The sequence below is a fragment of the Pseudomonas sp. PDM22 genome (assembly GCF_014851965.1).
In the GTDB taxonomy this organism is placed as follows: domain Bacteria; phylum Pseudomonadota; class Gammaproteobacteria; order Pseudomonadales; family Pseudomonadaceae; genus Pseudomonas.
The window spans coordinates 124,345-148,955 of record NZ_JACVAR010000005.1; the positions used below are offsets into that span (position 1 = coordinate 124,345).

At 66.3% G+C, this 24,611-nt stretch carries 19 protein-coding genes; 12 read left to right on the forward strand and 7 right to left on the reverse strand.

Going from position 1 to position 24,611, the window contains the following annotated elements; all coding sequences use genetic code 11:
• Positions 1 to 39: 39 nt before the first annotated feature.
• Both IB255_RS18550 and IB255_RS18555 read left to right on the forward strand, forming a co-directional pair.
• Positions 40 to 2,259: a TonB-dependent siderophore receptor gene (locus IB255_RS18550; RefSeq protein WP_412548126.1), complete on the forward strand. Its 2,220-nt coding sequence runs from the start codon at positions 40 to 42 to the stop codon at positions 2,257 to 2,259.
• 16 nt (positions 2,260 to 2,275) lie between these two features.
• Positions 2,276 to 3,169: an alpha/beta hydrolase gene (locus IB255_RS18555; RefSeq protein ID WP_081519870.1), complete on the forward strand. Its 894-nt coding sequence runs from the start codon at positions 2,276 to 2,278 to the stop codon at positions 3,167 to 3,169.
• Positions 3,170 to 3,304: 135 nt separating this feature from the next.
• On the opposite strand, the gene IB255_RS18560 is transcribed toward IB255_RS18555, so the two are convergent.
• Positions 3,305 to 4,198 carry a LysR family transcriptional regulator gene (locus tag IB255_RS18560; RefSeq protein WP_081519869.1) on the reverse strand — a complete coding sequence of 298 codons (894 nt, stop codon included), beginning with the start codon at positions 4,196 to 4,198 and terminating at the stop codon, positions 3,305 to 3,307.
• Between the two features lie 90 nt (positions 4,199 to 4,288).
• On the opposite strand from IB255_RS18560, the gene IB255_RS18565 reads away from it, so the two are divergent.
• Positions 4,289 to 5,065, forward strand: a complete 777-nt coding sequence (locus IB255_RS18565; protein WP_081519868.1) for an NAD(P)H-dependent oxidoreductase — start codon at positions 4,289 to 4,291, stop codon at positions 5,063 to 5,065.
• Between the two features lie 101 nt (positions 5,066 to 5,166).
• Here the strand turns inward: IB255_RS18565 and IB255_RS18570 are convergent, their stop codons facing one another.
• On the reverse strand, positions 5,167 to 5,982 hold the full coding sequence (locus tag IB255_RS18570; RefSeq protein WP_081519867.1) for an aminotransferase class IV family protein: 816 nt from the start codon (positions 5,980 to 5,982) through the stop codon (positions 5,167 to 5,169).
• A gap of 139 nt (positions 5,983 to 6,121) precedes the next feature.
• Between IB255_RS18570 and IB255_RS18575 the strand changes: the two genes are divergently transcribed.
• From IB255_RS18575 to IB255_RS18585, 3 genes are all read left to right on the forward strand, one after another.
• The gene (locus IB255_RS18575) at positions 6,122 to 7,033 is read left to right on the forward strand and encodes a LysR substrate-binding domain-containing protein (RefSeq protein WP_081519866.1); all 912 of its coding nucleotides are present in this window, start codon (positions 6,122 to 6,124) and stop codon (positions 7,031 to 7,033) included.
• A gap of 117 nt (positions 7,034 to 7,150) precedes the next feature.
• Entirely contained in the window at positions 7,151 to 8,167 is a 1,017-nt protein-coding gene (locus IB255_RS18580; protein ID WP_081519865.1) for an SLAC1 anion channel family protein, read from the forward strand.
• Positions 8,168 to 8,254: 87 nt separating this feature from the next.
• On the forward strand, positions 8,255 to 8,596 hold the full coding sequence (locus IB255_RS18585) for an FKBP-type peptidyl-prolyl cis-trans isomerase (protein ID WP_081519864.1): 342 nt from the start codon (positions 8,255 to 8,257) through the stop codon (positions 8,594 to 8,596).
• A gap of 15 nt (positions 8,597 to 8,611) precedes the next feature.
• Here the strand turns inward: IB255_RS18585 and IB255_RS18590 are convergent, their stop codons facing one another.
• Positions 8,612 to 10,588: a DEAD/DEAH box helicase gene (locus IB255_RS18590; RefSeq protein WP_081519863.1), complete on the reverse strand. Its 1,977-nt coding sequence runs from the start codon at positions 10,586 to 10,588 to the stop codon at positions 8,612 to 8,614.
• A gap of 166 nt (positions 10,589 to 10,754) precedes the next feature.
• On the opposite strand from IB255_RS18590, the gene IB255_RS18595 reads away from it, so the two are divergent.
• Positions 10,755 to 11,522, forward strand: a complete 768-nt coding sequence (locus IB255_RS18595; RefSeq protein ID WP_081519862.1) for an ATP-binding cassette domain-containing protein — start codon at positions 10,755 to 10,757, stop codon at positions 11,520 to 11,522.
• 177 nt (positions 11,523 to 11,699) lie between these two features.
• On the opposite strand, the gene fhuF is transcribed toward IB255_RS18595, so the two are convergent.
• The 4 genes from fhuF to IB255_RS18615 all read right to left on the reverse strand — a co-directional run bounded on the left by fhuF (position 11,700) and on the right by IB255_RS18615 (position 15,764).
• Complete coding sequence (gene fhuF / locus IB255_RS18600) at positions 11,700 to 12,455, reverse strand: siderophore-iron reductase FhuF (protein ID WP_192210658.1); 756 nt, start codon at positions 12,453 to 12,455, stop codon at positions 11,700 to 11,702.
• Between the two features lie 31 nt (positions 12,456 to 12,486).
• Positions 12,487 to 13,473 carry a GNAT family N-acetyltransferase gene (locus IB255_RS18605; protein WP_081519860.1) on the reverse strand — a complete coding sequence of 329 codons (987 nt, stop codon included), beginning with the start codon at positions 13,471 to 13,473 and terminating at the stop codon, positions 12,487 to 12,489.
• Between the two features lie 98 nt (positions 13,474 to 13,571).
• Complete coding sequence (locus IB255_RS18610) at positions 13,572 to 14,906, reverse strand: lysine N(6)-hydroxylase/L-ornithine N(5)-oxygenase family protein (protein ID WP_081519859.1); 1,335 nt, start codon at positions 14,904 to 14,906, stop codon at positions 13,572 to 13,574.
• A 351-nt stretch (positions 14,907 to 15,257) separates the two neighbouring features.
• Complete coding sequence (locus IB255_RS18615) at positions 15,258 to 15,764, reverse strand: sigma-70 family RNA polymerase sigma factor (protein WP_081519858.1); 507 nt, start codon at positions 15,762 to 15,764, stop codon at positions 15,258 to 15,260.
• Positions 15,765 to 15,890: 126 nt separating this feature from the next.
• On the opposite strand from IB255_RS18615, the gene IB255_RS18620 reads away from it, so the two are divergent.
• The 5 genes from IB255_RS18620 to fhuB all read left to right on the forward strand — a co-directional run bounded on the left by IB255_RS18620 (position 15,891) and on the right by fhuB (position 24,473).
• Positions 15,891 to 16,919 carry a FecR family protein gene (locus tag IB255_RS18620; RefSeq protein WP_081519857.1) on the forward strand — a complete coding sequence of 343 codons (1,029 nt, stop codon included), beginning with the start codon at positions 15,891 to 15,893 and terminating at the stop codon, positions 16,917 to 16,919.
• 270 nt (positions 16,920 to 17,189) lie between these two features.
• The gene (locus tag IB255_RS18625; protein ID WP_081519856.1) at positions 17,190 to 18,878 is read left to right on the forward strand and encodes a cyclic peptide export ABC transporter; all 1,689 of its coding nucleotides are present in this window, start codon (positions 17,190 to 17,192) and stop codon (positions 18,876 to 18,878) included.
• Between the two features lie 171 nt (positions 18,879 to 19,049).
• Positions 19,050 to 21,440, forward strand: coding sequence for a TonB-dependent siderophore receptor (locus IB255_RS18630; protein ID WP_192210659.1), 2,391 nt, complete (start codon positions 19,050 to 19,052; stop codon positions 21,438 to 21,440).
• Positions 21,441 to 21,565: 125 nt separating this feature from the next.
• Complete coding sequence (locus IB255_RS18635; protein WP_192210660.1) at positions 21,566 to 22,471, forward strand: ABC transporter substrate-binding protein; 906 nt, start codon at positions 21,566 to 21,568, stop codon at positions 22,469 to 22,471.
• Positions 22,464 to 24,473 carry a Fe(3+)-hydroxamate ABC transporter permease FhuB gene (fhuB, locus tag IB255_RS18640; protein WP_192210661.1) on the forward strand — a complete coding sequence of 670 codons (2,010 nt, stop codon included), beginning with the start codon at positions 22,464 to 22,466 and terminating at the stop codon, positions 24,471 to 24,473. Before IB255_RS18635 ends, fhuB begins: the two co-directional genes overlap by 8 nt.
• Positions 24,474 to 24,611 lie beyond the last annotated feature (138 nt).

Sequence of the window (24,611 nt, forward strand, 5' to 3'; positions counted from 1 at the left end):
TCTTTCAGTTGCCGGAGATCACCGATGTCGTCCCGTCCGATGCAGTTCCTTCCGCCCTTCCTGCTGCTGTCCAGCTGCCTGCTGTCCTTCGCCGTGCAGGCCGCCAGCGCCGATTCCGATGTCGTCGAGTTCGACAGCGAGACCATCGTCGCCACCGCCGCCGAGGAAGCCAAGCAGATGCCGGGCGTGTCGATCATCACCGCCGAGGACATCAAGAAGCGCCCGCCGGCGAGCGACCTGTCGCAGATCATCCGCACCATGCCGGGCGTGAACCTGACCGGTAACTCCACCAGCGGCCAGCGCGGCAACAACCGCCAGATCGACATCCGCGGCATGGGCCCGGAAAACACCATGATCCTGGTCGACGGCAAGCCGGTCTCCAGCCGCAACGCGGTGCGCTACGGCTGGCGCGGCGAGCGTGATTCGCGCGGCGACACCAACTGGGTGCCGGCCGACCAGGTGGAGCGCATCGAAGTCCTCCGTGGCCCGGCGGCGGCGCGCTACGGCAACGGCGCGGCGGGTGGCGTGGTGAACATCATCACCAAGCAGGCCGGCAAGGAAACCCACGGCGACGTCACCGTCTACAGCAACTTCCCGCAGCACAGTGACGAAGGCGCCACCCAGCGCATGACCTTCGGCCTCAACGGCCCGCTGACCGACACCCTGAGCTACCGCGTGTACGGCAACGTCGCCAAGACCGACTCGGACGACTGGGATATCAACGCCGGCCACGAATCCAACCGCACCGGCAACCAGGCCGGAACCCTCCCCGCCGGCCGCGAAGGCGTGCGCAACAAGGACGTCAACGGCCTGCTCAGCTGGCACCTGACGCCCGAGCAGACGCTGGACTTCGAGGCCGGCTTCAGCCGCCAGGGCAACATCTACACCGGCGATACGCAGAACACCAACAGCAACGCCAACGTGAAGTCCATGCTCGGCCACGAGACCAACCGCATGTACCGCGAGAACTACTCGATCACCCATCGCGGCGAGTGGGACTTCGGCAGCTCCATGGCCTACCTGCAGTACGAGAAGACCCGCAACAGCCGCATCAATGAAGGCCTGGCCGGCGGCACCGAGGGCATCTTCAGCAACACCGATTTCTACACCGCCACCCTGCGCGACCTGACCGCCCACGGCGAAGTGAACCTGCCGCTGCACGCCTGGCGCGACCAGACCCTGACCCTGGGCAGCGAATGGGTGCAGCAGAAGCTCGACGACCCCAGCGCCAACACCCAGACCACCAGCGAAGGCGGTTCGGTGCCGGGGTTGACCAGTAGCAACCGTGACACCACCTCGCAGGCGCAGATCTTCTCGCTGTTCGCCGAAGACAACATCGAGCTGATGCCCGGCACCATGCTCACTCCCGGCCTGCGCTGGGACCACCACAGCATCGTCGGTGACAACTTCAGCCCGTCGCTGAACCTGTCCCACGCGCTGACCGATACCGTCACCCTGAAGGCCGGCATCGCCCGCGCCTACAAGGCGCCGAACCTCTACCAGCTCAACCCCGACTACCTGCTCTACAGCCGTGGCCAGGGCTGCTACGGCCAGAGCACCAGCTGCTACCTGCAGGGCAACGAGGACCTCAAGGCGGAAACCAGCGTCAACAAGGAGCTGGGCATCGAGTTCCAGAAGGACGGCCTGATCGCCGGCCTGACCTACTTCCGCAATGACTACAAGAACAAGATCGAGTCGGGCCTGTCGCCCATCGATCAGGCCAGCGGCGGCACCGGCAGCTACGCCAACGCGGCGATCTACCAGTGGGAGAACGTGCCCAAGGCGCTGGTCGAGGGCCTGGAAGGCACCCTGACCATCCCGCTGATGGAGCAGCTGAAGTGGAGCAACAACTTCACCTACATGCTGCAATCGAAGAACAAGGAAACCGGCGACGTGCTCTCGGTAACGCCGAAGTACACCCTGAACTCCATGCTCGACTGGCAGGCCACCGACGCGCTGTCGCTGCAGGCCAGCGTTGCCTGGTACGGCAAGCAGACGCCGAAGAAGTACGACTACCACGGCGACCGCGTCACCGGCAGCGCCAACAACCAGCTCGCGCCGTACGCCATCGCCGGACTGAGCGGCACCTACGTGTTCACCAAGAACCTGAGCTTCACCGCCGGGGTGGACAACGTCTTCGACAAGCGCCTGTTCCGCGAGGGTAACGCCCAGGGCGTAAATGGCATCGAAGGTGCCGGTGCCGCCACCTACAACGAACCGGGCCGCACGCTGTACACCAGCCTCACCGCGTCGTTCTGATTAGAGAAAAAGCCTGATGAGCATTCGCCTCCTGGCCCTGGCACTGGCGTTCGCCGTGCCGGGGCTGGCAGCGCACGCAGCGCCTGCCCCCGACCAGAAAATGGACACCCACCTGCTGCAACGCAACGACCTGGCGTACCGCTTCAGCGAGCTGAAGCTGGACTCCGCCGACGGCCAGCGTCACTACCAGCTGTGGATCGCCCGCCCGAACCATCCCGCCCCCGCTACCGGCTACCCGGTGGTGTGGATGCTCGACGGCAACGCCGCCATCGGCGCGCTGGACGAGAAACTGCTGATCGACCTGAACAGTGGCAAGGCACCGCTGCTGGTCGCCGTCGGCTACCAGACGCCCCTGCGCATCGACCGCAGTGGCCGTACCCGCGACTACACCCCGACGCGCCCGCAGCTTGCCGAGCAGAAAGACCCGCTCACCGGTGATCCCAGCGGCGGCGCCGACGCCTTCCTCGATCTGATGCGCGACCGGATGCTCCCGGCGGTAGCCGCCCAGGCGCCCATCGACCGCTCGCAACAGACGCTCTGGGGCCATTCCTACGGCGGCCTGCTGACGCTCCACGCGCTGCTCACCCGACCGCAGCAGTTCAGCTTCTACGCTCCGGCGAGCCCTTCGCTGTGGTGGGGCGACGGTGCCATCCTCAAGGAACAGGACGGCTTCGCTCAGCGGCTGGCCGGCCACTCTGCGCAACTGCTGCTGATGCGCGGCGGTGAAGAACCCTTCCGCCCGCGCGAGGACATCACCCCCAGCGCGCCCCGCGCCGCCCAGCAACTGGTGGAAGATGTCGCCAGGGCTCCCGGCATGCAGGCGCAGTTCCATGCCTTCGACGGCCTGAGCCATGGGCAGACGCTGGCCGCTTCGCTGAAGTATCTGTTACGGCTGCGCTTCGTGGACTGATACGCCAGGACGCACTTGTCCTGCGTACTTGCTCGCGAACCCACCCAGAACGCCGAAGCCTCTTGTAGGAGCTTGTAGGAGCGCGCCATGCGCGCGATCGCGGGCATGGCCCGCTCCTACAGGTGTGTTCCGTTGTTAGACCGATGCGGCAATCCGCTCGCGCAACCACCGATGCGCCGGATCGCGGTGCGAGCGCTCATCCCAGAGCATCGACATCTCATAGCCCGGCACCGCCACCGGCGCTTCCACCACCCGCAACGCCGGGTTATCCCGCACTAGCCGCGCCGGCACCATGGCCACCAGGTCGCTGCTGGCCAGCGCCGAGATGACGAACAGGAAATGCGGCACCGACAGCGTCACTCGTCGGCTCAAGCCAACCTCCGCCAGCGTCTCGTCGGTCACGCCGCTGAAGCCGCCGCCATCAGGCGACACCATCACATGCTCCAGCTGGCAGAACTGCGCCAGGCTCGGCTTGCGCTTGAGCTTCGGGTGCCCGGCGCGGCCGGCCAGCACATAGCGCTCGCTGAACAGCGTACGGCGGCGCATGCCTGGCGGGCTGCCTTCGGTGGTATGGAAGGCCAGGTCGATATCGCCCTGCTCCGCCTGCCGGGCGATGCGCGGCGGCGACAGCTCCAGCAGGGCCAGGCGGGTGCCCGGCGCGCTGCCGCGAATGGCGCTCAAGGCCGGCAGCAGGATGGTCGATTCGCCGTAGTCCGTCGCCGCGATGCGCCAAGTGTTGTCCGCCTGGGCAGGGTCGAAAGGCGCTGAGGGCGCCACCGCCTGCTCCAGCGCTTCCAGGGCGATGCGCAAGGGTTCGCGCAGGGATTCGGCCCGCGCCGTCGGGCGCATGCCGCGCGGGCCGGGCAGCAGCAACGGGTCGTCGAAGATGTCGCGCAGCTTCGCCAGGTGCACGCTCACCGAGGGCTGCGAGAAGTTCAGTCGCTGGGCCGCGCGGGTCACGTTGTGCTCGCAGAGCAGCACGTCCAGGGTCACCAGCAGGTTGAGGTCGAGCCTGCGCAGATTATTCATTCATATACCTGGGATACCGGATATTCATTTCCACTATACCTGCGGCAATCGCATCCTGCGCACACCCCCTTCTCAACGGAAGCAGCCGCCATGAATGTACTGATCGTCTACGCCCACCCCGAACCGCGCTCGCTCAATGGTTCGCTGAAGGATTTCGCCGTGCGCCGTCTGCAGGCCGCCGGCCATGAGGTTCAGGTCTCGGACCTCTACGCGATGAACTGGAAAGCCACGCTGGACGCCTCCGACAGCCTCGATCGCGATCCCGAGGCGCGCTTCGATCCATCCCTGGATTCCAAACGTGCCTACGCCGCCGGCCGGCAGAGCAGCGACATCGCCGCCGAGCAGGAAAAACTGCGCTGGGCCGACACGGTGATCCTGCAGTTCCCGCTCTGGTGGTTCACCATGCCGGCGATCCTCAAGGGCTGGTTCGAACGGGTCTATGCCTACGGCTTCGCCTATGGCGTCGGTGAGCACTCCGATGCCCGTTGGGGCGACCGCTACGGCGAAGGCAACCTGGCTGGCAAGCGCGCCATGCTCGTGGTCACCACCGGCGGCTGGGAGTCGCACTACAGCGCGCGTGGCATCAACGGACCGATCGAGGACCTGCTGTTCCCGATCCACCACGGCGTGCTGCACTACCCCGGCTTCGACGTGCTGCCGCCTTACCTGGTGTATCGCACCAGCCGGGTGGATGCGCAGCGCTACGCGCAGATCGAGCAGGAGCTGGGCGAGCGCCTGGACAACCTGCAGACCACCGCGCCCATCCCCTTCCGCCGGCAGAACGGCGGTGATTACGACATCCCTGCGCTGACCCTGCGCGAGCAGATCGAGCCGCAGGCCAGTGGATTTTCCGCGCATCTGGAGTGAGCTGCTGTTCGCGTGCAAGAACCCGCAGTAGGGCGCATAACGCGACAGCGTTATCCGCCATAACCTGTTCCAGGTTATCCGCCCTACCTTTCTGCGTACCTTCAGGGCTTAACCCGCGGCTCCGCCTCAAAGGCGCGGCGCAGCAGTTCGACAAACTCCGGCGCCGGCGGAATCTCCGCGTCGCCGATGCGGCTCACCGGCACAGCCGGCGTCCAGGAGTTCATCACCACGGCGCCGGCCAGGCGCGGCAGGTCCTGCTGATCGATGCTCAGCGATGACTGGCGCGCGCCGAGCCTGTCCAACTGGCGCTGGAGGATGCCCATGGTGGTGCCGGTGAGCATCTTCGCCCGCGGCCAGATCACCGATTCACCGTCCCAGAAGGCCAGGTTCCAGATGGTCGCCTCGCTGAAGCGGCCGCGATGGTCGGTGAATACCGCATCATCGAAACCGGCGGCCACCGCTTCGCGCAGGTACCAGGTCTTGGCGATCTCGCCGACGTGCTTGATCTCCGGCAACACCCGCTCGTGCCCGGCAATGGCCAGCGACAGCGGTCCCTGTGGCCCATCCGACGGCGGTGCAGTGCGCACCAGCAGCTCGGGACGGTGTTCAGGACCCGCGACAGTGAACTCCCCGGCGGGCGAGTACACCGTCGCCATCAGCGAAGTATCGTCCGGCGCCTGCTCCAGCGCGGCGCGCAATGCCGCGCGGATTTCCGCGTCGGCGTGGCTCTGGCCGAACAGCCGCAGCGAGGCATTGCGCAGACGCTCCAGGTGCAGGTCCAGACCGCGGATGCCACCGCCGCGAACTTGCATGGCGGTGAAATGGGCGTAGCCGGCGAAGGCCAAGGGCGCGAGGTCGGCGGCGCTGGCGGGCTGGGCGTTGCGTTGGGTGATATAGGGATGGATGGCGGCTGACATGGCTTTGGCTTCCTCTGCTCGGTGTTTCACTACCTGGACATCTGCATATCCAGCATCAAGTGGAATCACTATCGGCCTTTGACGAAGCCAGGAGAAACGAGTATTTCTCGACAGATCATCAAGCAGGATTTGAAGATCGATGAGCCGTCCCTTCCCCGGCATCCGTTCGCTGCGCACCTTCGAGGCCGCCGGCCGCCACCTGAACTTCACCCGCGCCGCGGAAGAAGTCGGCCTCACGCCGGCGGCGGTCAGCCACCAGATCAAGGAGCTGGAAGACCAGCTCGGCCTCGGCCTGTTCGTGCGCACGAGCCGCAGTATCCAGCTGACCCCGGCAGGCGCGCTGCTGCTGGAAGCGGCGGCAGAGTCACTCGGCCTGCTGCACCGCGCCACCGTGCGGGCGCGACGCCTGGCACGCACTTCGGAGCAATTGCGGGTCTCGCTCACCGCGCGCTTCGCCACCCACTGGCTGCTGCCGCGCCTGCCCAAGTTCCGCGCGCTGCATCCGGGGCTGAAGCTCAGCTTCGACGTCAGCGACGAGCTACGTGACTTCGCCGTCGACGACATCGACCTGGCCATCCGCTTCGGCAGCGGACGCTATCCCGGTCTGCTGGCCGAGCGCCTGTTCGACACGCAGATCGTCCCGGTGTGCTGCCCGAGCCTGCTGGAAGACGGCCCGCCCTTGCGCGAGCCGCGCGACCTGCAGGCCCACACGCTGTGCCATGTGGTGTGTGAAACCGAGGGCGCGCCCTGGCCCGACTGGTCGCGCTGGATGGCGGCGGCCGGCGTGGAGGACTTCGACGCCAGCGGCTGCGTCACCTTCGAGGACACCAGCCACGTGGTGCAGGCGGTGCTCGAGGGCGGCGCGGTCGGCCTGGCCGACCACGCCATGGTCGCCCGCGAGCTGGAACAGGGCCTGCTGGTGCAACCGTTCGAATTGGGCGTGCGGGTCGCCGAGGACTACGCCTACAACCTGGTCTATCCGCCCGCCAGCGCGGACGAGCCGCGCGTCAAGGCCTTCCGCGAATGGATTCTTGGGGAAATGGCGGTGTAGGCCCGCCGCGCCATTCACCCACGGAGGTATTGCCGAAGGATCTTTCCCGTCTACGCTGTGCGACGACGGAGTCAACGGACTCGGATTGCTCAGCGTACCGATAGGGAAGATTCGCCTATGACAGAAAACATCGATACTGCTGCTGCCTTTGGCGCTCCCAAGGAAACCGCCCGCGAAGGCCGGCTCGGCTACCTGCCGGTCGCCCTGTTCGGCTCGGTGATGGGGCTCGCGGGCCTGTCGTCGGCCTGGAAGCTGGCCACGCTGATCTACGGCGCACCACCGTGGGTGTCGCAAGCCATCGGCCTGCTGGCGCTGCTGGCGTTCTTCGCCGTTGGCATCGGCTACGCAATCAAGGCCGTCACCGGCCCCCATTCAGTGAAGGCGGAATTCCTCCACCCTATCGCTGGCAACCTGTTCGGCACACTGTTCATCAGCCTGTTGCTGCTGCCCATTCCCCTGGTCGACTACAGCCTGTTCCTGGCCCGCGCCTGCTGGCTGATCGGCACGGCCGGCATGCTGCCGTTCGCCTGGCTGATCATTTCCCGCTGGCTCGGTCAACGCCAGCAAGCGGCCCACGCCACACCGGCCTGGATTGTCCCGGTGGTGGGCCTGGCGGATATCCCGCTGGCAGTGCCGCTGCTGCAGTGGCCGGGCGCCGCCGACGTCGCCTTCTTTTCCCTCGCGGTGGCGCTGTTCTTTGCCGTGCCGCTGTTCACCCTGATCCTCTCGCGGTTGCTGTTCGAAGAGCCGCTTGGCGTTGGCCTGCAGCCTTCCCTGCTGATCCTGCTGGCGCCCTTTGCGGTGGGCTTCTCCGCCTATGTCAGCATCGTCGGCGAGATCGACCGCTTCGCCAGCGCGCTGTACATGCTCACCCTGTTCATGCTGGCGGTGCTCGCCGGGCGCCTGCGCCATCTGGCGCGCAACTGCCCGTTCCGCCTGGCCTGGTGGTCGGTCGGTTTCCCGCTGGCCGCCGCAGCCGGCTGCGCGCTGCGCTACGCGGGTCATGCGCCCGGGCCTTTCACCAATGGCGTGGCGCTGTTCCTGCTCGCCGCCGCGACGGTCGTCATCCTCGGCATGGGCCTGCGCACGCTGATCGGCGTGGCGACGGGCCAGCTGCGCAACCTCGCCACCTGAGTCGCATGGCTTGCCATTGCCGACGAATCCTGCGAAAACGCACGCCCTCGCGGCGCTCGTGCCGCACCCGCAGCACCGGAGAACGCCATGAGCAGCGAACTGCAGATCGAAGATATCGTCGTCGGCGACGGCAAGGCCGTGGTCAAGGGCGCCCTGATCACCACCCAGTACAGGGGCACCCTGGAGGACGGCACCGTTTTCGATTCGTCCTGGGACAAGGGCCGCCCGTTCCAGTGCGTGATCGGCACCGGCCGGGTAATCAAGGGCTGGGACCAGGGCCTGATGGGCATGAAGGTCGGCGGCAAGCGCAAGCTCTTCGTGCCCGCGCACCTGGCCTACGGCGAGCGCCAGGTCGGCGCGCACATCCAGCCCAACTCCAACCTGCTGTTCGAGATCGAGCTGCTGGAAGTCCTCACCCGCGACGACTGATCGCCCTCTTTGGGCTCAGGCCGGCGCGGTTTCCACGTTGCGCCGCAGCGCCAGGATCGCCGTGGGCCCCTGGGCCTTGCGGGTGAACCAGAAGACCCGGCTCACGCCACGGGTGATCGCCACATAGGCCAGGCGCAGCTGCTCGTCCTGCTGGGCCTGCTCGTAGCTGCTGGCGAAGAAGCCGCAGGCCACGTACAGGGCGCCGCGCAGCGGGTGTTTCTCCGGCGGCGCGCAGTCGTCGACGATGATCGCCACTTCCGCCTGCAGCCCCTTGGCGCGGTGGATGGTCATACCCTTCACCGGCAGCTTGCGGTCCAGCTCGCCGAGGATGGTCTGCAACGTTTCATTGCGCCGGCTGAGCAGCAGCACGGCGGTTTTCTCCCGCGAGCCGCGCGCAGCGACGTGTTCGCACTGTTTGCGGATCTCCTCCAGCAGGAGTGGCAGGCTGTTGCGCGCGTCGAAGCGCTGCACCAGTTTCACCCCGTGATCGCCCGCCTCTGCTGTCTTGAACGCCCGGCAGGTCTTGGCCTGCTTGTTGGCCACGCCAACCAGCACCCGCTCGCCGTCGCGGATCACCGGGTCGATGCTGCGGTAGTTGGTCTCCAGCAGCAGCACGCGGCTCTTGCGCCGGCCCTTGCTGGGGAAGTGCCGGTCGAAGTCCATGAACAACTCCGGCGAGCTGCCACGCCAGGCGTAGATGGACTGCCAGTCATCACCGATGGCCATCAGGCTGACCGCTTCGCCGCGCTTGGCGAGGTCGCGGTGCAGCGCCTGCAGCCATTGCACGATCTGCGGCGAGACGTCCTGGAACTCATCGATCAGCAGGTGCTGGAACGGCGCAAGCGCTTCGGCCGGCAGCTTGCCGTCGCCGAGCAGGTCGGTCAGGCGCTGGAACGCCAGGTTGAAGGTCAGCAGGCCCTGCTCCTGCAAGGCCGCATCGAAGGCCGCCCAGAACAGCTGCAGGGCCTCGACGAACTGCCGCTCGCGGGGTGGACAGGCGAGTTTCTGCGGCTGTAACTGGTCAATGCGCAGGCCGATGCTCTCGATGAAGCCGGACTGGGCGTAGAACGCCTCGAACAGCGGCAGCGCGGTGAATTCGCCCGGCAGCTTGAAGGCATCCAGCGGCGCCTTGCCGATGCGTGGCGGCTTGCCGTCTTCGCCCGCTTCCGGCGGTGGCGGCAGCTCCAGCAACTGGTGCACCAGCGTGCGGAACGCCGGCTGCTCGGCGTAGCACTGCTGGTAGACCTGTTTGAGCAGGCGCTGCTGCGCCGGGCGCAGGCGGCCGGCGAGCAAGGGGTTGTCCAGTTCGCTGGCGGGGTCGCGTTCGTCCAGTTGCTCGAACCAGCGCGGGTTCTTCAGCGCGACTTTCGCCAGGGTCCCCATGGCCGAGTGGAAGGTGCGCACACACTGCCGCGCCTGCGCCGCATCGAGCGGATGTCCCCAGTAGCCAAGCACCTTCACCAGTTGCTCGCGCAGCTGTGCGCAGGAAGCGTTGGTGAAGGAAATCACCGTCACCTTCTCCGCATCTACCCCCAGGTGGCAGAGCATGTAGACCACCCGCAGCACCAGGGTGGTGGACTTGCCGGACCCGGCGCCGGCGAAGATGCGCGTCAGCGGCTCGGGCGCGAGGATCATCGCCCACTGTTCGTCCGAGGGCAGGCTGACTATCCCGTGGGCAGCCGCCTGGGCCACGCGCTGGCGCATGTCGAGGGCGCGCTGCTCATCCGCTGCGCTGGCGGTGCCGTAGATACCGGCAACGGTCGGCGTGCGCTGGCGCTTGGGCGCAGGCGCGTCGCCATCCTTCCGGGCCTTGGCGCCGCGCTTGGCGGGTGCCTTGCCCGCTGCTTTCGCCTTGCCCTTTGCCTTGCCGCGCGCGCCGGCTTTGGGCTGCGCCGCCTCGCGCTCGGCGCGCAGGTATTCGGTGGTACGGGGGAAATAACGCGCAAGGGCTTCGGCAACCAGCCGCTTGTAGCGTTCGACAGCAGACTCCATGGGTCCTACCAGATCAGTTACAGCGTTGAATCATAAGCGGTTTGCGACAGTGACAGGCAATCAATCCGACGGTTCCGCAGCGCCATGGAAAATTGATAACCATTAGCAATTGGATTAGAGTCGGGCTCCCGCTTTTTCCGGCCACGCCGCCGCTACGGATGACCCCATGTTCGAACTGGAAAATGTCAGTTTCAGCGTCCCCGGTCGCACGCTTCTGCAACCGCTGAGCCTGCAGCTGGCCGACGGCAACATGATCGGCCTGATCGGTCACAACGGTTCGGGCAAGTCCACCCTGCTCAAGCTGCTGGCTCGCCAGCAACAGGCCAGCGGCGGCAGCATCCGCCTCGATGGCAAGCCGCTGCAGGACTGGGGTAACCGCGATTTCGCGCGCCAGGTGGCGTACCTGCCGCAGCAGCTGCCGCAGACCGACGGCCTGACCGTGCGCGAACTGGTCGCCTTCGGCCGCTATCCGTGGCACGGCGCGCTGGGTCGCGTCACCGGCGAGGACCGCAAGCAGATCGACCGCGCGCTGGACCTCACCGATACCCTGGCCTTTGCCGATCGCCCGGTGGACCTGCTCTCCGGCGGCGAACGCCAGCGCGTCTGGCTGGCCATGCTGCTGGCGCAGAACAGCCGCTACCTGCTGCTGGACGAGCCGACTTCGGCGCTGGACATTGCCCACCAGGTCGAGGTGCTGTCCCGTGTCCACGAACTCAGCCGCGAGCTGGGCCTGGGCGTGCTGGTGGTGCTGCATGACATCAACATGGCGGCGCGCTACTGCGACCACCTGATCGCCCTGCACGGCGGCCGCCTGCTGGCCCAGGGCACCCCGGCGGAACTGATGCACGGGGAGACGCTGGAAGACATCTACGGGATTCCCATGGGTGTGCTGAGCAATCCGGTGGATGGGTCGCCGATCAGCTACCTGCGCTGAGCCCCTATAGGGGCAAACCGCCGCCCTCCGCGGCGAGCACATTTGCAGGATGGGTGGAGCTTGCGATACCCCATGCTGCTGCGGGTGCGCGAAACTCGATGGGTATCGCTGCGCTCCACACCATCCTACGTTCACGCTCAGCTTTGACTGGCGGATAACGCTGACGCGTTATCCGCCCTACAGGTCGCTCGCTTCCGGCGGCGGCTCGTCGATCAGCGGGCAATTATCGCAGTGCCCGATGCTGCCCAGCCGGTAGCGGATGCAGCAGGTGCGCCGCTGTCGCCACAGGCCGTTGGCCCGCTGCTCGCAGGACACCTCGACATACTGGATCGGCTTGAACAGCGGGTTGCGCGTGCCGTCCGGGCGGCGCTCGGTCTCCAGCAGTTCGCGGCCGTGGCCGAGCATCGGGGCCAGGGGCGGCAGCCTGGCCATCTCGCCGAGGAACCATTCGAGGTAGTTGCCGGCATTGCTCCAGAGCACCTTCGGCGACAGGCGCGCCTCGGCGGCGAGAACCTGGATGAAAGGCTGCAGGTGTCCTTCCAGCAGATGGGCAAAGCGCTGGAACGGATCACCCGGCGGCGCGGCGAAAGGCCCGCCCTCGCCCGGCAACTTGAACGCCTCGGGAATGCCCTGGGCATCCAGCACCACGTCCACCTCATCGAACGCCAGCGGCAGTGTGCGACCGAGCACCAACGCGGCAGCCACCACAGGTGGAATGAGGCGCACCAGGTACCACTTGGACCACTGCGAAGCCAGCGCGCGTCGGTCGCCATCGGCATGGGGCGGGTCGAAGCGACGCAGCACGCTGTCGAGCATCTCCCGTTCCAGCAAGGCACGCGCCGGGATCGATGGCCGAGGATCGTCGCGAGTCACCAGCACCTGGCGGTAGCTGGCGAACTCACCGAAATACAGGGGAGCGAGGGCTGCGATCACCAGCAGCCCTCAGGCACGCAGCGAACCGCTGTCAGCACAGGCCGCAACGCTCGAAGAAGGTTTCCCGGCTCTGCACCATCAGCGCGGCGCGCTTGTGCGGGAAGTTGAATTCCTTCTCGCGCCAGAAGCCCAGGCGCTGCATGTGGCCGATCATCTTCGCGTTGTCGGCGCGCGGCTCGGCGACGATGCGCTGGGTGCGCGGGTCGTCCAGCAGCAGGTAGTGCACCAGCGCAGTCATCCAGCTTTCCACTTTGTGCGGACCACGGTGGCTTTCCTCGCCCACCAGCATATGGATGCCGCGGTCGTAGTCGCCCACGTCGTAGAACGGCGCGATGCGGTCTTCCTTGGCCCAGTAGGCTTCGTAGTAGGCGAAAGGTTCGTCGTCGATGCAGCCGATGAGGGTGGTGGTGTGCGGGTCGGCGGCGGCTTTTTCCAGGTAGGCGCGGTGCTGCTCCAGGGTGCCGCCCTCCTGCCAGAACTCCAGCACGCGCGGGCTGTTCTGCCAGCGATTGAAGCGTTCCAGGTCCAGTTCGATGTCGAGGGTGCGCAGGGAAATCCACTGGCCCAGCTTGGCGTCGAAGCGGCGATAGACCTCACCCTGCGGCTTGGGTGCGCGCAGCGGATGGCGGCGGCCGCCGCTCATGCGATAGACCTGCGGATAGTTGGCGCTGGCCAAGCCCCTGTGCCAGGCGGCGGGCAGTTGCCAGAACGCGGAACGCTCGATCTGCAGGCGCCCGCCAACGTCGTCGAGGCTCACCAGGCCTTGCTCGAAAGCTTCGACCGGGGCATTGGCGGCAGCGAATTGCACGCGTTCGCTCTGTGCATCGCCAGCGAAGGTCCAGTAGGCCAGCATCCACAGCGCCTCCGGGGTTGGTGCTGAACTCAGCTGCCAGCACTCACCTTCGCGTTGCGCACTCAACAACGGCTGGCCGTCCAGCAGCAGGGTCAGACCATGGGTTCCGAGATCGGCGGAGAGCTTGCGGCCATCGGGCAGCGGCAGGGAAAAACTGGGCGTCATGGTGGGTTCCCTTTCGTGAATGCAACGACCCCGCTCGTATGACGAGCAGGGTCGGCAGAAATTTACTCGACCCGGACATCGATTCCGGGCCTTGCGGGTCAGGCGCTTTCCGCAGTCAGCGGGCGCGTCGGCTTGTGCGCGGTCTCGTGCGGCGGCAGGTGCTCGAACATCGACGCGGCGATTTCCTGCGCGCGCATCGGCAGCACCGACAGCAGCGTATCGCTCAGGCCGTGGCTGTCCTGGGTGAAGCCCTGCAGGTAGATGCCGGCATGCAGGCGCTTGTCAGCCAGCACGCGGTAGTCGCGGCCCACTTCGAAGTCACCCAGGTACTCCTGCAGCGGCGCAAGCAGTTCGCGGTGCGACTTGCGCTCGTAGCCGGTGGCGAGGATCACCGCATCGTAGCGATGGGTTTCCACCGCCCCGGTGGCGCTGTCGCGCAGGGTCAGCTCGATACCGTCGGCGTCAGCCTTGGCCGCCTCCACATTGCGGCGGCAGAGGAAGGCATGGCGATCCACGCCGGCCACTTTCTGCCGGTAGAAGATGCCGTAGATGCGCTCGATCAGGTCCAGGTCCACCACCGAATAGTTGGTGTTGTGGAATTCCTGGATCAGCTTCTCGCGCTCGGCCTTGGGCTCGTTGAACACCAGGTCGGTGTAGCGCGGGGCGAAGATTTCGTTGACGAAGGGGCTGTCGTCGGCCGGCTTGAGTACCGCCGCGCGCAGGACCATGTCGACCTTCACCGAGGGGAAGCTGTCGTTCAGGTCGATGAAGGCTTCGGCCGCGCTCTGGCCGCCGCCGATCACCGCGATGCGCATCGGCTCGTTCTGGTTGCAGCGCTGCCTGGCCATGCATTCCAGGTAACGGGCGTGGTGGAACACGCGCGGGTCGTCACGCAGGTGGCTGAAGGCCGACGGGAAGCGCGGCGTGCCCCCGGTGCTCACCACCACGCTGCGGGCCAGGCGGAAGCGTTCGTGGCCACGGGCGTCGGTGGACAGCACCTTGACCAGCTCGATGCCGTCCGGGCCCTGCACCGGCTCGACACGGCTGACAGTCTCGCCGCAGACGCGCTGCTCGGCGAACTGCTCGCTGACCCAGCGCAGGTAGTCGTTGTACTCCATGCGGCACGGATAGAAGGTGCCCAGGTTGGTGAAGTCGATCAGCCGGCCCATCGCATGCAGGTAGTTGACGAAGCTGTACGGGCTGGTGGGATTGCGCAGGGTCACCAGGTCCTTGAGGAAGGAGATCTGCAGCTCGCTCTGCGCCACCAGGGTGTTGCCGTGCCAGCGGTAGTCGGCCTGCTTGTCGAGGAACAGCGCGTGGTAGTGGCGACCCTCGCGTCGCGCCTGCTCCTGCAGGGCGATCGCCAGCGCCAGGTTGGAGGGGCCGAAACCGATGCCGAGCACGTCGTAGGTCGGGGTGATCATCTGGGTCATGGTGCCAATGTCCTGTATCGCGATGGCCGTGGGGCATGACCACGCAGGAGTCGGCGGCTTACTGCTCTGCCTGGAGCGCTCCGCCAGCCGGCGGTTGGCGCTCGCTCCTGCGTGTCGCCCATGATTTGCGCTGTCGATAGCGCGTTATCTGGAGAGACGAGACAGGCCTGGGGAAATTTAGAATGATTCTCACTAAGTCATGAAAATTTCAGAATGACGAGCTGCGATCGAGGGCGGAATCTTTCCCAGAAAACCCGCGCGGGCCGCGTGGGACTAAATCCAGGCGAGATCGGCACGTCTGTCCTTTGTAGGAGTGGGCCAGGCCCGCTCCGGCAGGGTGTGTGACCAGCCTCAGTCCTGACCATCCCAGGCCTTGAGGCGCAGCCGGCAATGCTTCATCGCGTTGACGATGTGTTTCTCCACCATGTCGCGGGAGATGCCCAGGGCTTGCGCGATCTCGACATGGCTGCAGCCCTCGACCTTGCGCAGCACGAAGGCGCGGCGACAAGCCTCGGGCAATTCGCCGAGGGCGCGCTGGAGCAATTGCAGTTGCTGCTGTTGGCTGGCTGCTTCCTGCGGGCAGCGCTCGTCGAGACAACCTTCGCGATCGAGGGTATCCAGCTCTTCGGTGCGGCGCACGCGGCCGCGCCGGTGCAGGTCGATGCTGAGGTTGACCGCCGTGCGATAGAGAAATGCGCGGGGTTGTTCGATATGCTCGTCACCCTTGCGGTCGAGCAGGCGCAGGAAGGCTTCCTGTGTCACATCGGCGGCCGCCTGGCGGTCGCCAAGGCTGCGATTGAGGTACAGGACCAGTTCCTTGTAATACCGGATGAACGCGCTTTCCACCCCGTCGGGCATCCTATGAAAAACAGTCGAGGCTGTAGGCGCCTGCTGACAGTCCGAGTCAGGCTTATTTATAATCACTCGCATCAACGCGAAAAGAAAGTGTGATATCGGCCGCAAACGGCCTCACCGAGATTCCCGATGACCAGCTCCCCCTCCCCGTTCGACGATGACCGCATCAGCGCCGAAGCTGCGCACTGGTGCGCGCGTCTGCACGACGAAGAGTGCAGCGATGCCGAGCGCGCCGAGTTTGCGCAATGGCTCGCGCTCGACTCGCGGCACGAGGTCGAATACCAGGCGATGCTGGACATCTGGCAGCTCTCGGAGCTGCTGCCGCCGACTCCGCAGGTCGCACCCGCCCCGATAGCACCTACCCCCTTGAACGGCCGCCGTCCCCGCAGCAGCGCTCGCCGCCCTCGCACCGGTAAGCGCATCGCCGCCGTGGCCGCTGGCGTGCTGGTGGCCATCGGCGCCGTGTGGTCGGCAGGCTGGTCAGCCGGCTGGCTGCCTTCGAAGGTCGGCTATTACGCCGCACAACCTGGCGCACGCGACGTGGAGCTGGCGGACGGCTCGAAAGTCGAGCTCAACAGCAACTCGCAGCTGTTCTTCGCCGACTTCCGCGACCGCCGCAGCGCCTGGCTGAAAAGCGGTGGCGAGGCGTATTTCCGCGTTACACACGACACCTTGCAGCCCTTCTCGGTCTATACCGACAACGGCAGCGTGCGGGTCACCGGCACGCGCTTCAACGTCTGGACCGACCCGAACCAGATGCTGGTCACCCTGCTCGAAGGCTCGGTGGTGGTCAGCCCGCCCGACAGCGTCGACGGCAACAGCGCCCAACTCACGCCGGGTATGCAGGCGCGCTACAGCCAGGGCAGCCAGCGCATCGAACTCGCCCAGGTCGCGCCGGCCGGCGCCATTGCCTGGATCGAAGGCAAGCTGGTGATCGATGACCTGACGCTGCAGTCGGCCATCCCGCTGATCAATCGCTACCTCAAGCAGCCGGTGTTCCTCGACGATGCCACCGTTGCTGCCATGCGCATCGGCGGCATCTACCGCACCGACGACCTGCAGGCGCTGGTGGATTCGCTGCCCAAGGTGCTGCCGCTGGAGCTGCGCAAGGACAACCAGGGGCGCACCGTTCTCGCCAGCCGTTACGCGCAGCTTTAGGCCCAACCATTGTAGGAGCGCGCGATGCGCGCGATCGCGGGCATGGCCCGCTCCTACAGGGTCTCCATCACGGCGCTACACGGCGGACGGTTCCGCCACGATCTCCTGCGTCTTCTTAATTGCGACAAATTCGCAAATTCTCTTCAGTTTTCTTCCGGCTCATTCGTCTTGATAGGAACGATTCGGATTTGCCGATGATTTCCTGATTCGCGCGCCGTCTCGCCCCGTTGTGCGGCCTGCCCCCTGGCAGGCCGGGTCCAGGAAAAGACGATGCAAACACCCGCTCCAAGCGCCTTTCCCGAGATGCTCAAGCTGCTGCGGCCGCACTGGCTGCCGCTGACCGCTGCGACCCTGCTGGGGATTCTCGGTGGCTCTGCTATCACCGCGCTGCTCGCCACCATCAACTACAGCCTGCATTCGCCAGGCGGCATGCCGGCCGGCCTGCTGCTGGGGTTCGCCGGCCTTTGCGCCATCGCCCTGATAGGTTCGATCATTTCCGACATGGGCACCAACTATGTCGGCCAGCATGTGATCGCGAGGCTGCGCAAGGACCTGGGCAGCAAGATCATTTCCGCGCCCATCGAGCAGATCGAGCGCTACCGCAGCCACCGCCTGATCCCGGTGCTGACCCACGACATCGACACCATCAGCGATTTCGCCTTCGCCTTCGCGCCGCTGGCGGTGGCCCTGACCACCACGCTTGGCTGCCTGGGTTACCTGGCCTGGTTGTCGCCGCCGATGTTCCTCGCTACCGCCATCGCCATCGTCGTCGGCAGCGCCGTGCAGTACGTCGCGCGGGCCAAGGGCATCAAGGGGTTCTTCGAGGCACGGGACAAGGAAGACGAACTGCAGAAGCACTACCGCGCCATCGCCGAGGGCGCGAAGGAGCTGCGCATCAGCCGTCCGCGCCGCTTCCAGCACTACAGCGAACGCCTGCAGGGTACCGCCGACGAAATCTGTGACATCCAGCTGCGCTCGATCAACCTGTTCAACGTCGCCAAGGGCTTCGGCTCGACGCTGTTCTTCATCGTCATCGGTGTGGCGCTCGCCTACCAGTCGCTGTGGCCGAGCACTGACCAGGCCACCCTGTCCGGTTTCATCCTGGTGCTGCTGTACATGAAGGGGCCGCTGGAAGGCCTGATCGGCCAGCTGCCAGTGGTTACCCGCGCCCAGGTCGCGTTCCGCCGCATTGCCGAGCTGTCGGTGCGCTTCTCCTCGCCGGAGCCGAACCTGCTGCTGGCCGATGACGGTCGCAAGCCGCTGGACTTCCAGTCCATCGAGCTGCGCGACCTGGCCTACCACTACCCCACCGACGACGGCTCCCGTGGCTTTGGCGTCGGTCCGCTGAACCTCAAGGTCAGTCGTGGCGAAATCCTTTTCATTGCTGGCGAGAACGGCTGTGGCAAGACGACCATGATCAAGCTGCTGCTCGGCCTCTATGCCCCTCGTGGCGGCGAGCTGCTGCTCAATGACGAACCGGTGACCGACACCGGCCGCGACGACTACCGCCAGCTGTTCACCACCATCTTCGCCGACTACTTCCTCTTCGAAGACCTGCTCAAGGGTAGCCAGGACATTCCGGCAGAAGCCGGCCGCTACCTGGAGCGCCTGGAAATCGCCCACAAGGTCAGCCTGCAGGGCCAGGAATTTTCGACGACCGATCTGTCCACCGGCCAGCGCAAGCGCCTGGCACTGGTGCAGGCCTGGCTGGAGAAGCGCCCGGTGCTGGTGTTCGACGAGTGGGCAGCGGACCAGGATCCGGAATTCCGCCGGATTTTCTACACCGAGCTGCTGCCCGAGCTGCGTGCCCAGGGCAAGACACTGATCGTGATCTCCCACGACGACCGCTATTTCGACGTCGCGGATCGCCTGCTGCGCATGAGCGCCGGGCAGATCGTGGAGATCGAGGAGCACCGCGCTACAGCGCCACCAGGCGGTTCCGGGATGGCCATGCACTGACGGCCCGGCGGCCTGGATGGCCGCCCTTTCCTGCCGCCGTCACTCAGCAACAAAAAAAGATCGAAAGGATTTTTCCGGTTTTTTCCAGCCGGCGCGTCACATAAAGCTGAATCATTCTTATTAGAAATTGCATTACAAGATCATGCCTTCAAGGTTAAAGGAGCTAAACAAGTGAGTCGCAACCGCTACGCGCTGCAATCCCAGCACAAGGTGAAGCCTCTGGCCCGCCTGGTCCGCGCCACCGCCCTGGGGATGGTATTGGCGGCTTCCGCCGTCGAGGCCGCCCCGGTCCGCATCGACATCCCGGCCCAGTCCCTGGCTTCCGCGCTCACCAGCCTGGGCGCGCAGTCGAACCTGCAGATCGTCTTCAACCAGAGCCAGGTGCAGAACCTGCGCGCACCCGGCGTGCGCGGCGAGATGGAGCCCGCCCAGGCGCTGGAACGCCTGCTGCAGGGCACCGGCATCAAGTACCAGGTCGAAGGCAGCCGCGTGACCCTGCTGGGCGCCGACTCCGCCAGCGGCGACACCCTGAACATGTCCGCCCAGGTCATCACCGGTACCGTCGAAGGTGAAGACAGCTACGTGCCGCGCACCTCCAACAGCGGCAGCAAGACCGACACCCCGCTGCTGGAAATCCCCCAGTCGATCTCGGTGATCACCCGCAAGCAGATGGACGCCCAGGGCGCGCAGACCGTGACCGAAGCACTGCGCTACGTGCCCGGCGTCAAGGTGGAAGCCTATGGCCTGGACCCGAAAGGCTTCGACTGGATGTACATCCGCGGCTTCAACGCCCAGGCCACCAGCGACTACCTCAACGGCCTGCGCCAGCAGAACAACAGCTACGCCTTCTTTCGCAGCGAGCCCTATGCCTTCGAGCGCATCGACGTGGTCCGTGGCCCGTCCTCCAGCCTGTTCGGCATGGGTGACGCCGGCGGTATCGTCAACCGTGTGAGCAAGAAGCCCACTGCCAACCACATCAACGAAGTCGAGCTGACTGGCGGCAACCATGACCGCAAGCAGGGCCAGTTCGACCTCGGCGGCGCGCTGGACGACCAGAACCAGTTCCTCTACCGCGTGGTGGGCCTGGCCCGCGACGCCAACACCCAGGCCGAGTACGACGACGGCCACGAGGTCGAGGACGACCGCTACTACATCGCCCCGTCCTTCACCTGGGCGCCGGACGAAGACACCAGCCTGACCGTGCTCACCGACTTCCTGCGTGACCGCAACTCCGGCTCGATCTTCGACTACAGCGTCAACGGCCACCCCACCGGCACCCTGCTCGGCGACCACAACTACAACCACTTCGACCAGGACCAGTACACCCTGGGCTACGAGTTTCGCCATCGCTTCAACGACACCTGGGAATTCCGCCAGAACGCGCGCTACGGCCAGGTCGACCTGATCTTCAACAACCTGCTGCCGCAACTGCAGGTGGGGCGGAACATCATCCGCACCGCGGATCGCTTCGATCAGCACATGGACACCTTCAACCTGGACAACCAGCTGCAGGCCAACTTCGACACCGGCTCTATCAAGCACACGCTGCTGATGGGCACGGACTACAGCTGGCAGGACGCCAATGTCGCGCGCTGGCGCACCCTCGGCCCGTCGCTGAACCTGGATAACCCGGTGTACGGCCAGAGTGTTCCGCGTCCGAACAAGGGCAACAGCATCCAGTCCATCGACTACGACCAGAACATCGAGCAGATCGGCGCCTACCTGCAGGACCAGGTCAAGTTCGACGACCACTGGATTCTCACCGCCGGCGGCCGCTACGACTACGTGCGCAATGACCTGGACAACCACGTCGGCGCCCACAGCTTGCAGAAGGACAACGCCTTCACCGGTCGTGTCGGTCTGACCTACCTGACCGACTTCGGCCTGGCACCCTACGTCAGCTACTCCGAGTCCTTCGTGCCCAACACCGGCATCAGCTCCGACGGCAGCGCCTTCAAGGCCAGCGAAGCGCACCAGTACGAAGCGGGCGTGAAGTTCCAGCCGGACGAAACCCTGCTGATCACCCTGGCCGCCTACGAGCTGACCAAGGAAAACATCCTCACCAACCAGCTGAACGCCAACGGCGTGCCGACCGGCTTCAGCGAGGCCACCGGCGAGCAGCGCTCGCGCGGCATCGAGGCCGAGCTGAAGGCCAAGCTGGACCAGAACTGGGACCTGCTGGCCTCGTACACCTACACCAAGGCCAAGATCACCAAGAGCAACGACGCCAACGAAGGCAACCGCCCGGCCAACGTGCCCGAGCACATGGCCAACGGCTGGCTGAATTACACCTTCCACGAAGGTGCGGTCGACGGTCTCTCCATCGGCGGCGGCGTGCGCTATACCGGCTCGCTCTACGGCAACAACGCCAACACCTACCACGTCGACAACTACACCCTGTTCGACGCCGGCGTGAGCTACCCGCTGAACAAGAACGTGACCCTCTCGGTGAACGCCCAGAACCTGCTGGACGAGGAGTATGCCGCGACCTGCGACAGCCCGATCTCCTGCTACCCAGGCCTGCGCCGCACCGTCATGACCAGCGTGAAGTACAGCTGGTAAGGCACTGGCGGAGGCGGCCGCGCGCTGCTTCCGCCTGCTGTTTCCGGGCTCCCTGTTCGCAGGGGGCCCTTTGTTGTTTCAAGCGTTTGTTGTTTCAAGAGCCTGTTTCACGCGAGGAGTAGTGCATGTCCCTCACCCGTCGCCACCTGCTGCAGGGCCTCGCCATCGGCGGGCTGGCCTGCGCTTCCGGCCTGCCGGTGTTCGCTGGCGAGCGCCTGACGCGGATCATCGCGCTCAACTGGGTGGCCGCCGAGACGCTGCTGACCCTGGGCGTGCCGCCCCTGGCGATCTCCGACGACCGCTACTACCGGGTGCGCATGCCGACTCAGCCGCTGCCCGAGAGCGTGCGTGACGTGGGTCCCTACTGGGAACCGAACCTCGAACTGATCCAGCAGCTGCAACCGCAACTGATCCTCAGTGACCCGATGACCCCGACGCTGGAGCGCCGCCTCAACGGCATCGCGCCGACCGAACGCGTGGCCATCTACCCGGCCGCTGACGGCGCCTGGCGCGCCACCACCGGGTTCATGAACGACCTGGCGCGGCGCCTCGGCGTCGAACAGGTCGCCGCCGATTACATCGCCGCGGGCGAGCAGCGCCTGGCCGGGCTGCGGGCGAAACTGGCGAGCCGCTCACTGCCACCGGTGTGCGTGGCCGTGCTCAACCAGGATGGTCGCCACGCGGCTGTCTATGGCAGGAGCAGCATGGTGCAGGACGTGCTCGACCGCCTGGGCGTCGAGAATGCCTGGCAAGGACCCGTCGGCCCGGTAGGGCTGGCGATGGTCAGCATCGAGCGCCTGGCCGAGCGCCCGGACGCACACCTGGTCTACGTCGACATCCCCACCACCTCGGCACGCCTGCAAAGCCTGCGGCAGCCCAACGACCTGTGGGCCAACCTCCCCGCCGTGCGCCAGGGCCACACCCTGACGCTGCAGCGCTTCTACCCCTACGCCGGCGCCGCTTCGGTGCTCGACCTCGCCGAACGCATCGCCGCCTACCTGGACAGCGCCACGGAGGTCGCCCATGTCTGAATCGACTCTCGGCCTCGCCGCCCCGCGTAGCGGTCTGCCGCTTGGCCCGGCGATCTGCACGCTGGTGCTGGCGATACTCGCGGGCCTGCTGGTGTTCCATGGCCTGCAAGGCGCCCTGCCCCGCGACCTCTGGTGGCAGGCACTGTGGTCGCCGGACCTGGACGACGTGCGCCAGGTGCTGCTGCACTTCAGCTTCTTCCCGCGCCTGGCGGTGAGCCTGATGGCCGGCGCCGCGCTGGCCCTGGCCGGCACGCTGTTCCAGCAGATCCTGCGCAACCCGCTGGCGGAACCGGTGACTCTCGGCGTCTCCGCCGGCGCCAACCTTGCCCTGTCGGCGGCCACCATCTTCGCCCCGACCCTGCTGGTGCACGGCCTGGAAGCCGTCACCCTGACCGGCGCGGCACTGGCGGCCTGCCTGCTGTTTGCCTTCGCCTGGGGCCGCACCCTGTCGCCGCTGCGCTTCATCCTCGCCGGCATGGTCATCAGCCTGTACTGCGTGTCGCTCAACGCGCTGCTGGTGCTGTTCAACCACGATTACCTGATCGACCTGCTGCTCTGGCAGGCCGGTTCGCTGAACCAGAGTGGCTGGGACGGCGCCCTCTACCTTGCCCCGCGCCTGGCCGTGGCGATGGTCATCGCGCTGCTGATGGTGCGCCCGCTGGCCGTGCTGGGGCTGGAGGATGAAGGTGCCGCCGCGGTGGGCGTGAACCTGTTGCGTACCCGCGTAATGGGCCTGGCCGTGGCTGTAGCGCTGAGTGCGTTCGTCACCAGCGCCGTGGGCATGCTGGCTTTCGTCGGCCTTGCCGCACCGGCCATTGCGCGGTTGTGCGGTGCGCGCACGCTCAAGCAACGCTTGGTCTGGGCGCCACTGCTGGGGGCCGCGCTGCTCTGCGTGGTGGACCAGATCGCCCGCGAACTGTCGCGCTTCGCCGGGGAAATTCCCGCGGGCATCCTCACCGGCATCTTCAGCGTGCCGCTGCTGCTGTGGCTGCTCAGCCGCCAGCGCAGCGGTGGTATCGTGCCGCGCCCGGCGCCGGCCAAGCCACAGCGCGAGCACCCGTGGCGGCTGATCATCGGCGCGGCGGTCCTGCTCGGCCTGCTGACCTTGCCGGCCATCTACTTCGCAGTGGATGCCAACGGCTGGCACTGGGGCGATGCCGGCCTGAGCGACGCCATCGCGCAATGGCGCCTGCCGCGCGTGCTCGGTTCACTGGCAGCCGGCGCCATGCTGGCCGTGGCCGGCCTGCTGGTGCAGCGCCTGACCGGCAATCCCATGGCCAGCCCGGAAGTGCTGGGCGCCACTTCCGGTTCGGCGATTGCCGTGCTGGTGCTGTTCCTGGTGATACCGCAGCCGCAGGCCTACATGGTCCCGGCAGCCAGCATCGGCGCACTGCTCACCCTCGGCCTGCTGCTGTGGTTCGCCTGGCGCAAGACCTTCAATGCCGAGCGCCTGCTGCTCACCGGCGTGTGCCTGACGACCCTGCTGCACTCGCTGAGCACCCTGCTGCTGGCCAGCGGCGACCCGCGCATGACGGCGATGATGAGCTGGATGACCGGCTCGACCTATCAGGTGGACGTGATGTCGGCGAGCACCGGGCTGGTGGTCGGCACACTGATGATTGGCGTCAGCCTGTTGCTGGCTCGCCCGCTGGACCTGCTGACGCTGGGCAACGGCACGGCGACTGCCCTGGGACTGAGGCTGCGCCTGAGCCACCTGATGATTCTGCTGACGGCCGCGGTGCTTACCGCCACCGCGACCATCATCGTCGGCCCGCTGAGTTTCGTCGGTCTGATCGGCCCGCACATCGCCCGCCACCTCGGCGTGCGCCGCGCGGCACCGCAAGTGCTGCTGAGCGCGGTAGCCGGAGCGCTGATCATGGTGGTGGCGGACTGGCTGGGGCGGAACATCGCCTATCCGTGGCCGGTGTCGGCAGGATTGCTGGCGGCGTTCATCGGTTGCCCGTACTTCCTCTGGCTGATGCATAGGGAGCGGCGGGGCTGAACTGAACGCTTCCTAATACAGCGGACGTTGTCCGCGGGTCGCGGGCATGGCCCGCTCCTACAGTGTTGGCACAGCGTTGATCTGTAGACAGCCCAACTGCGGAGCTACAGAGCGCTCAACGTAGGATGGTGGGGAGCG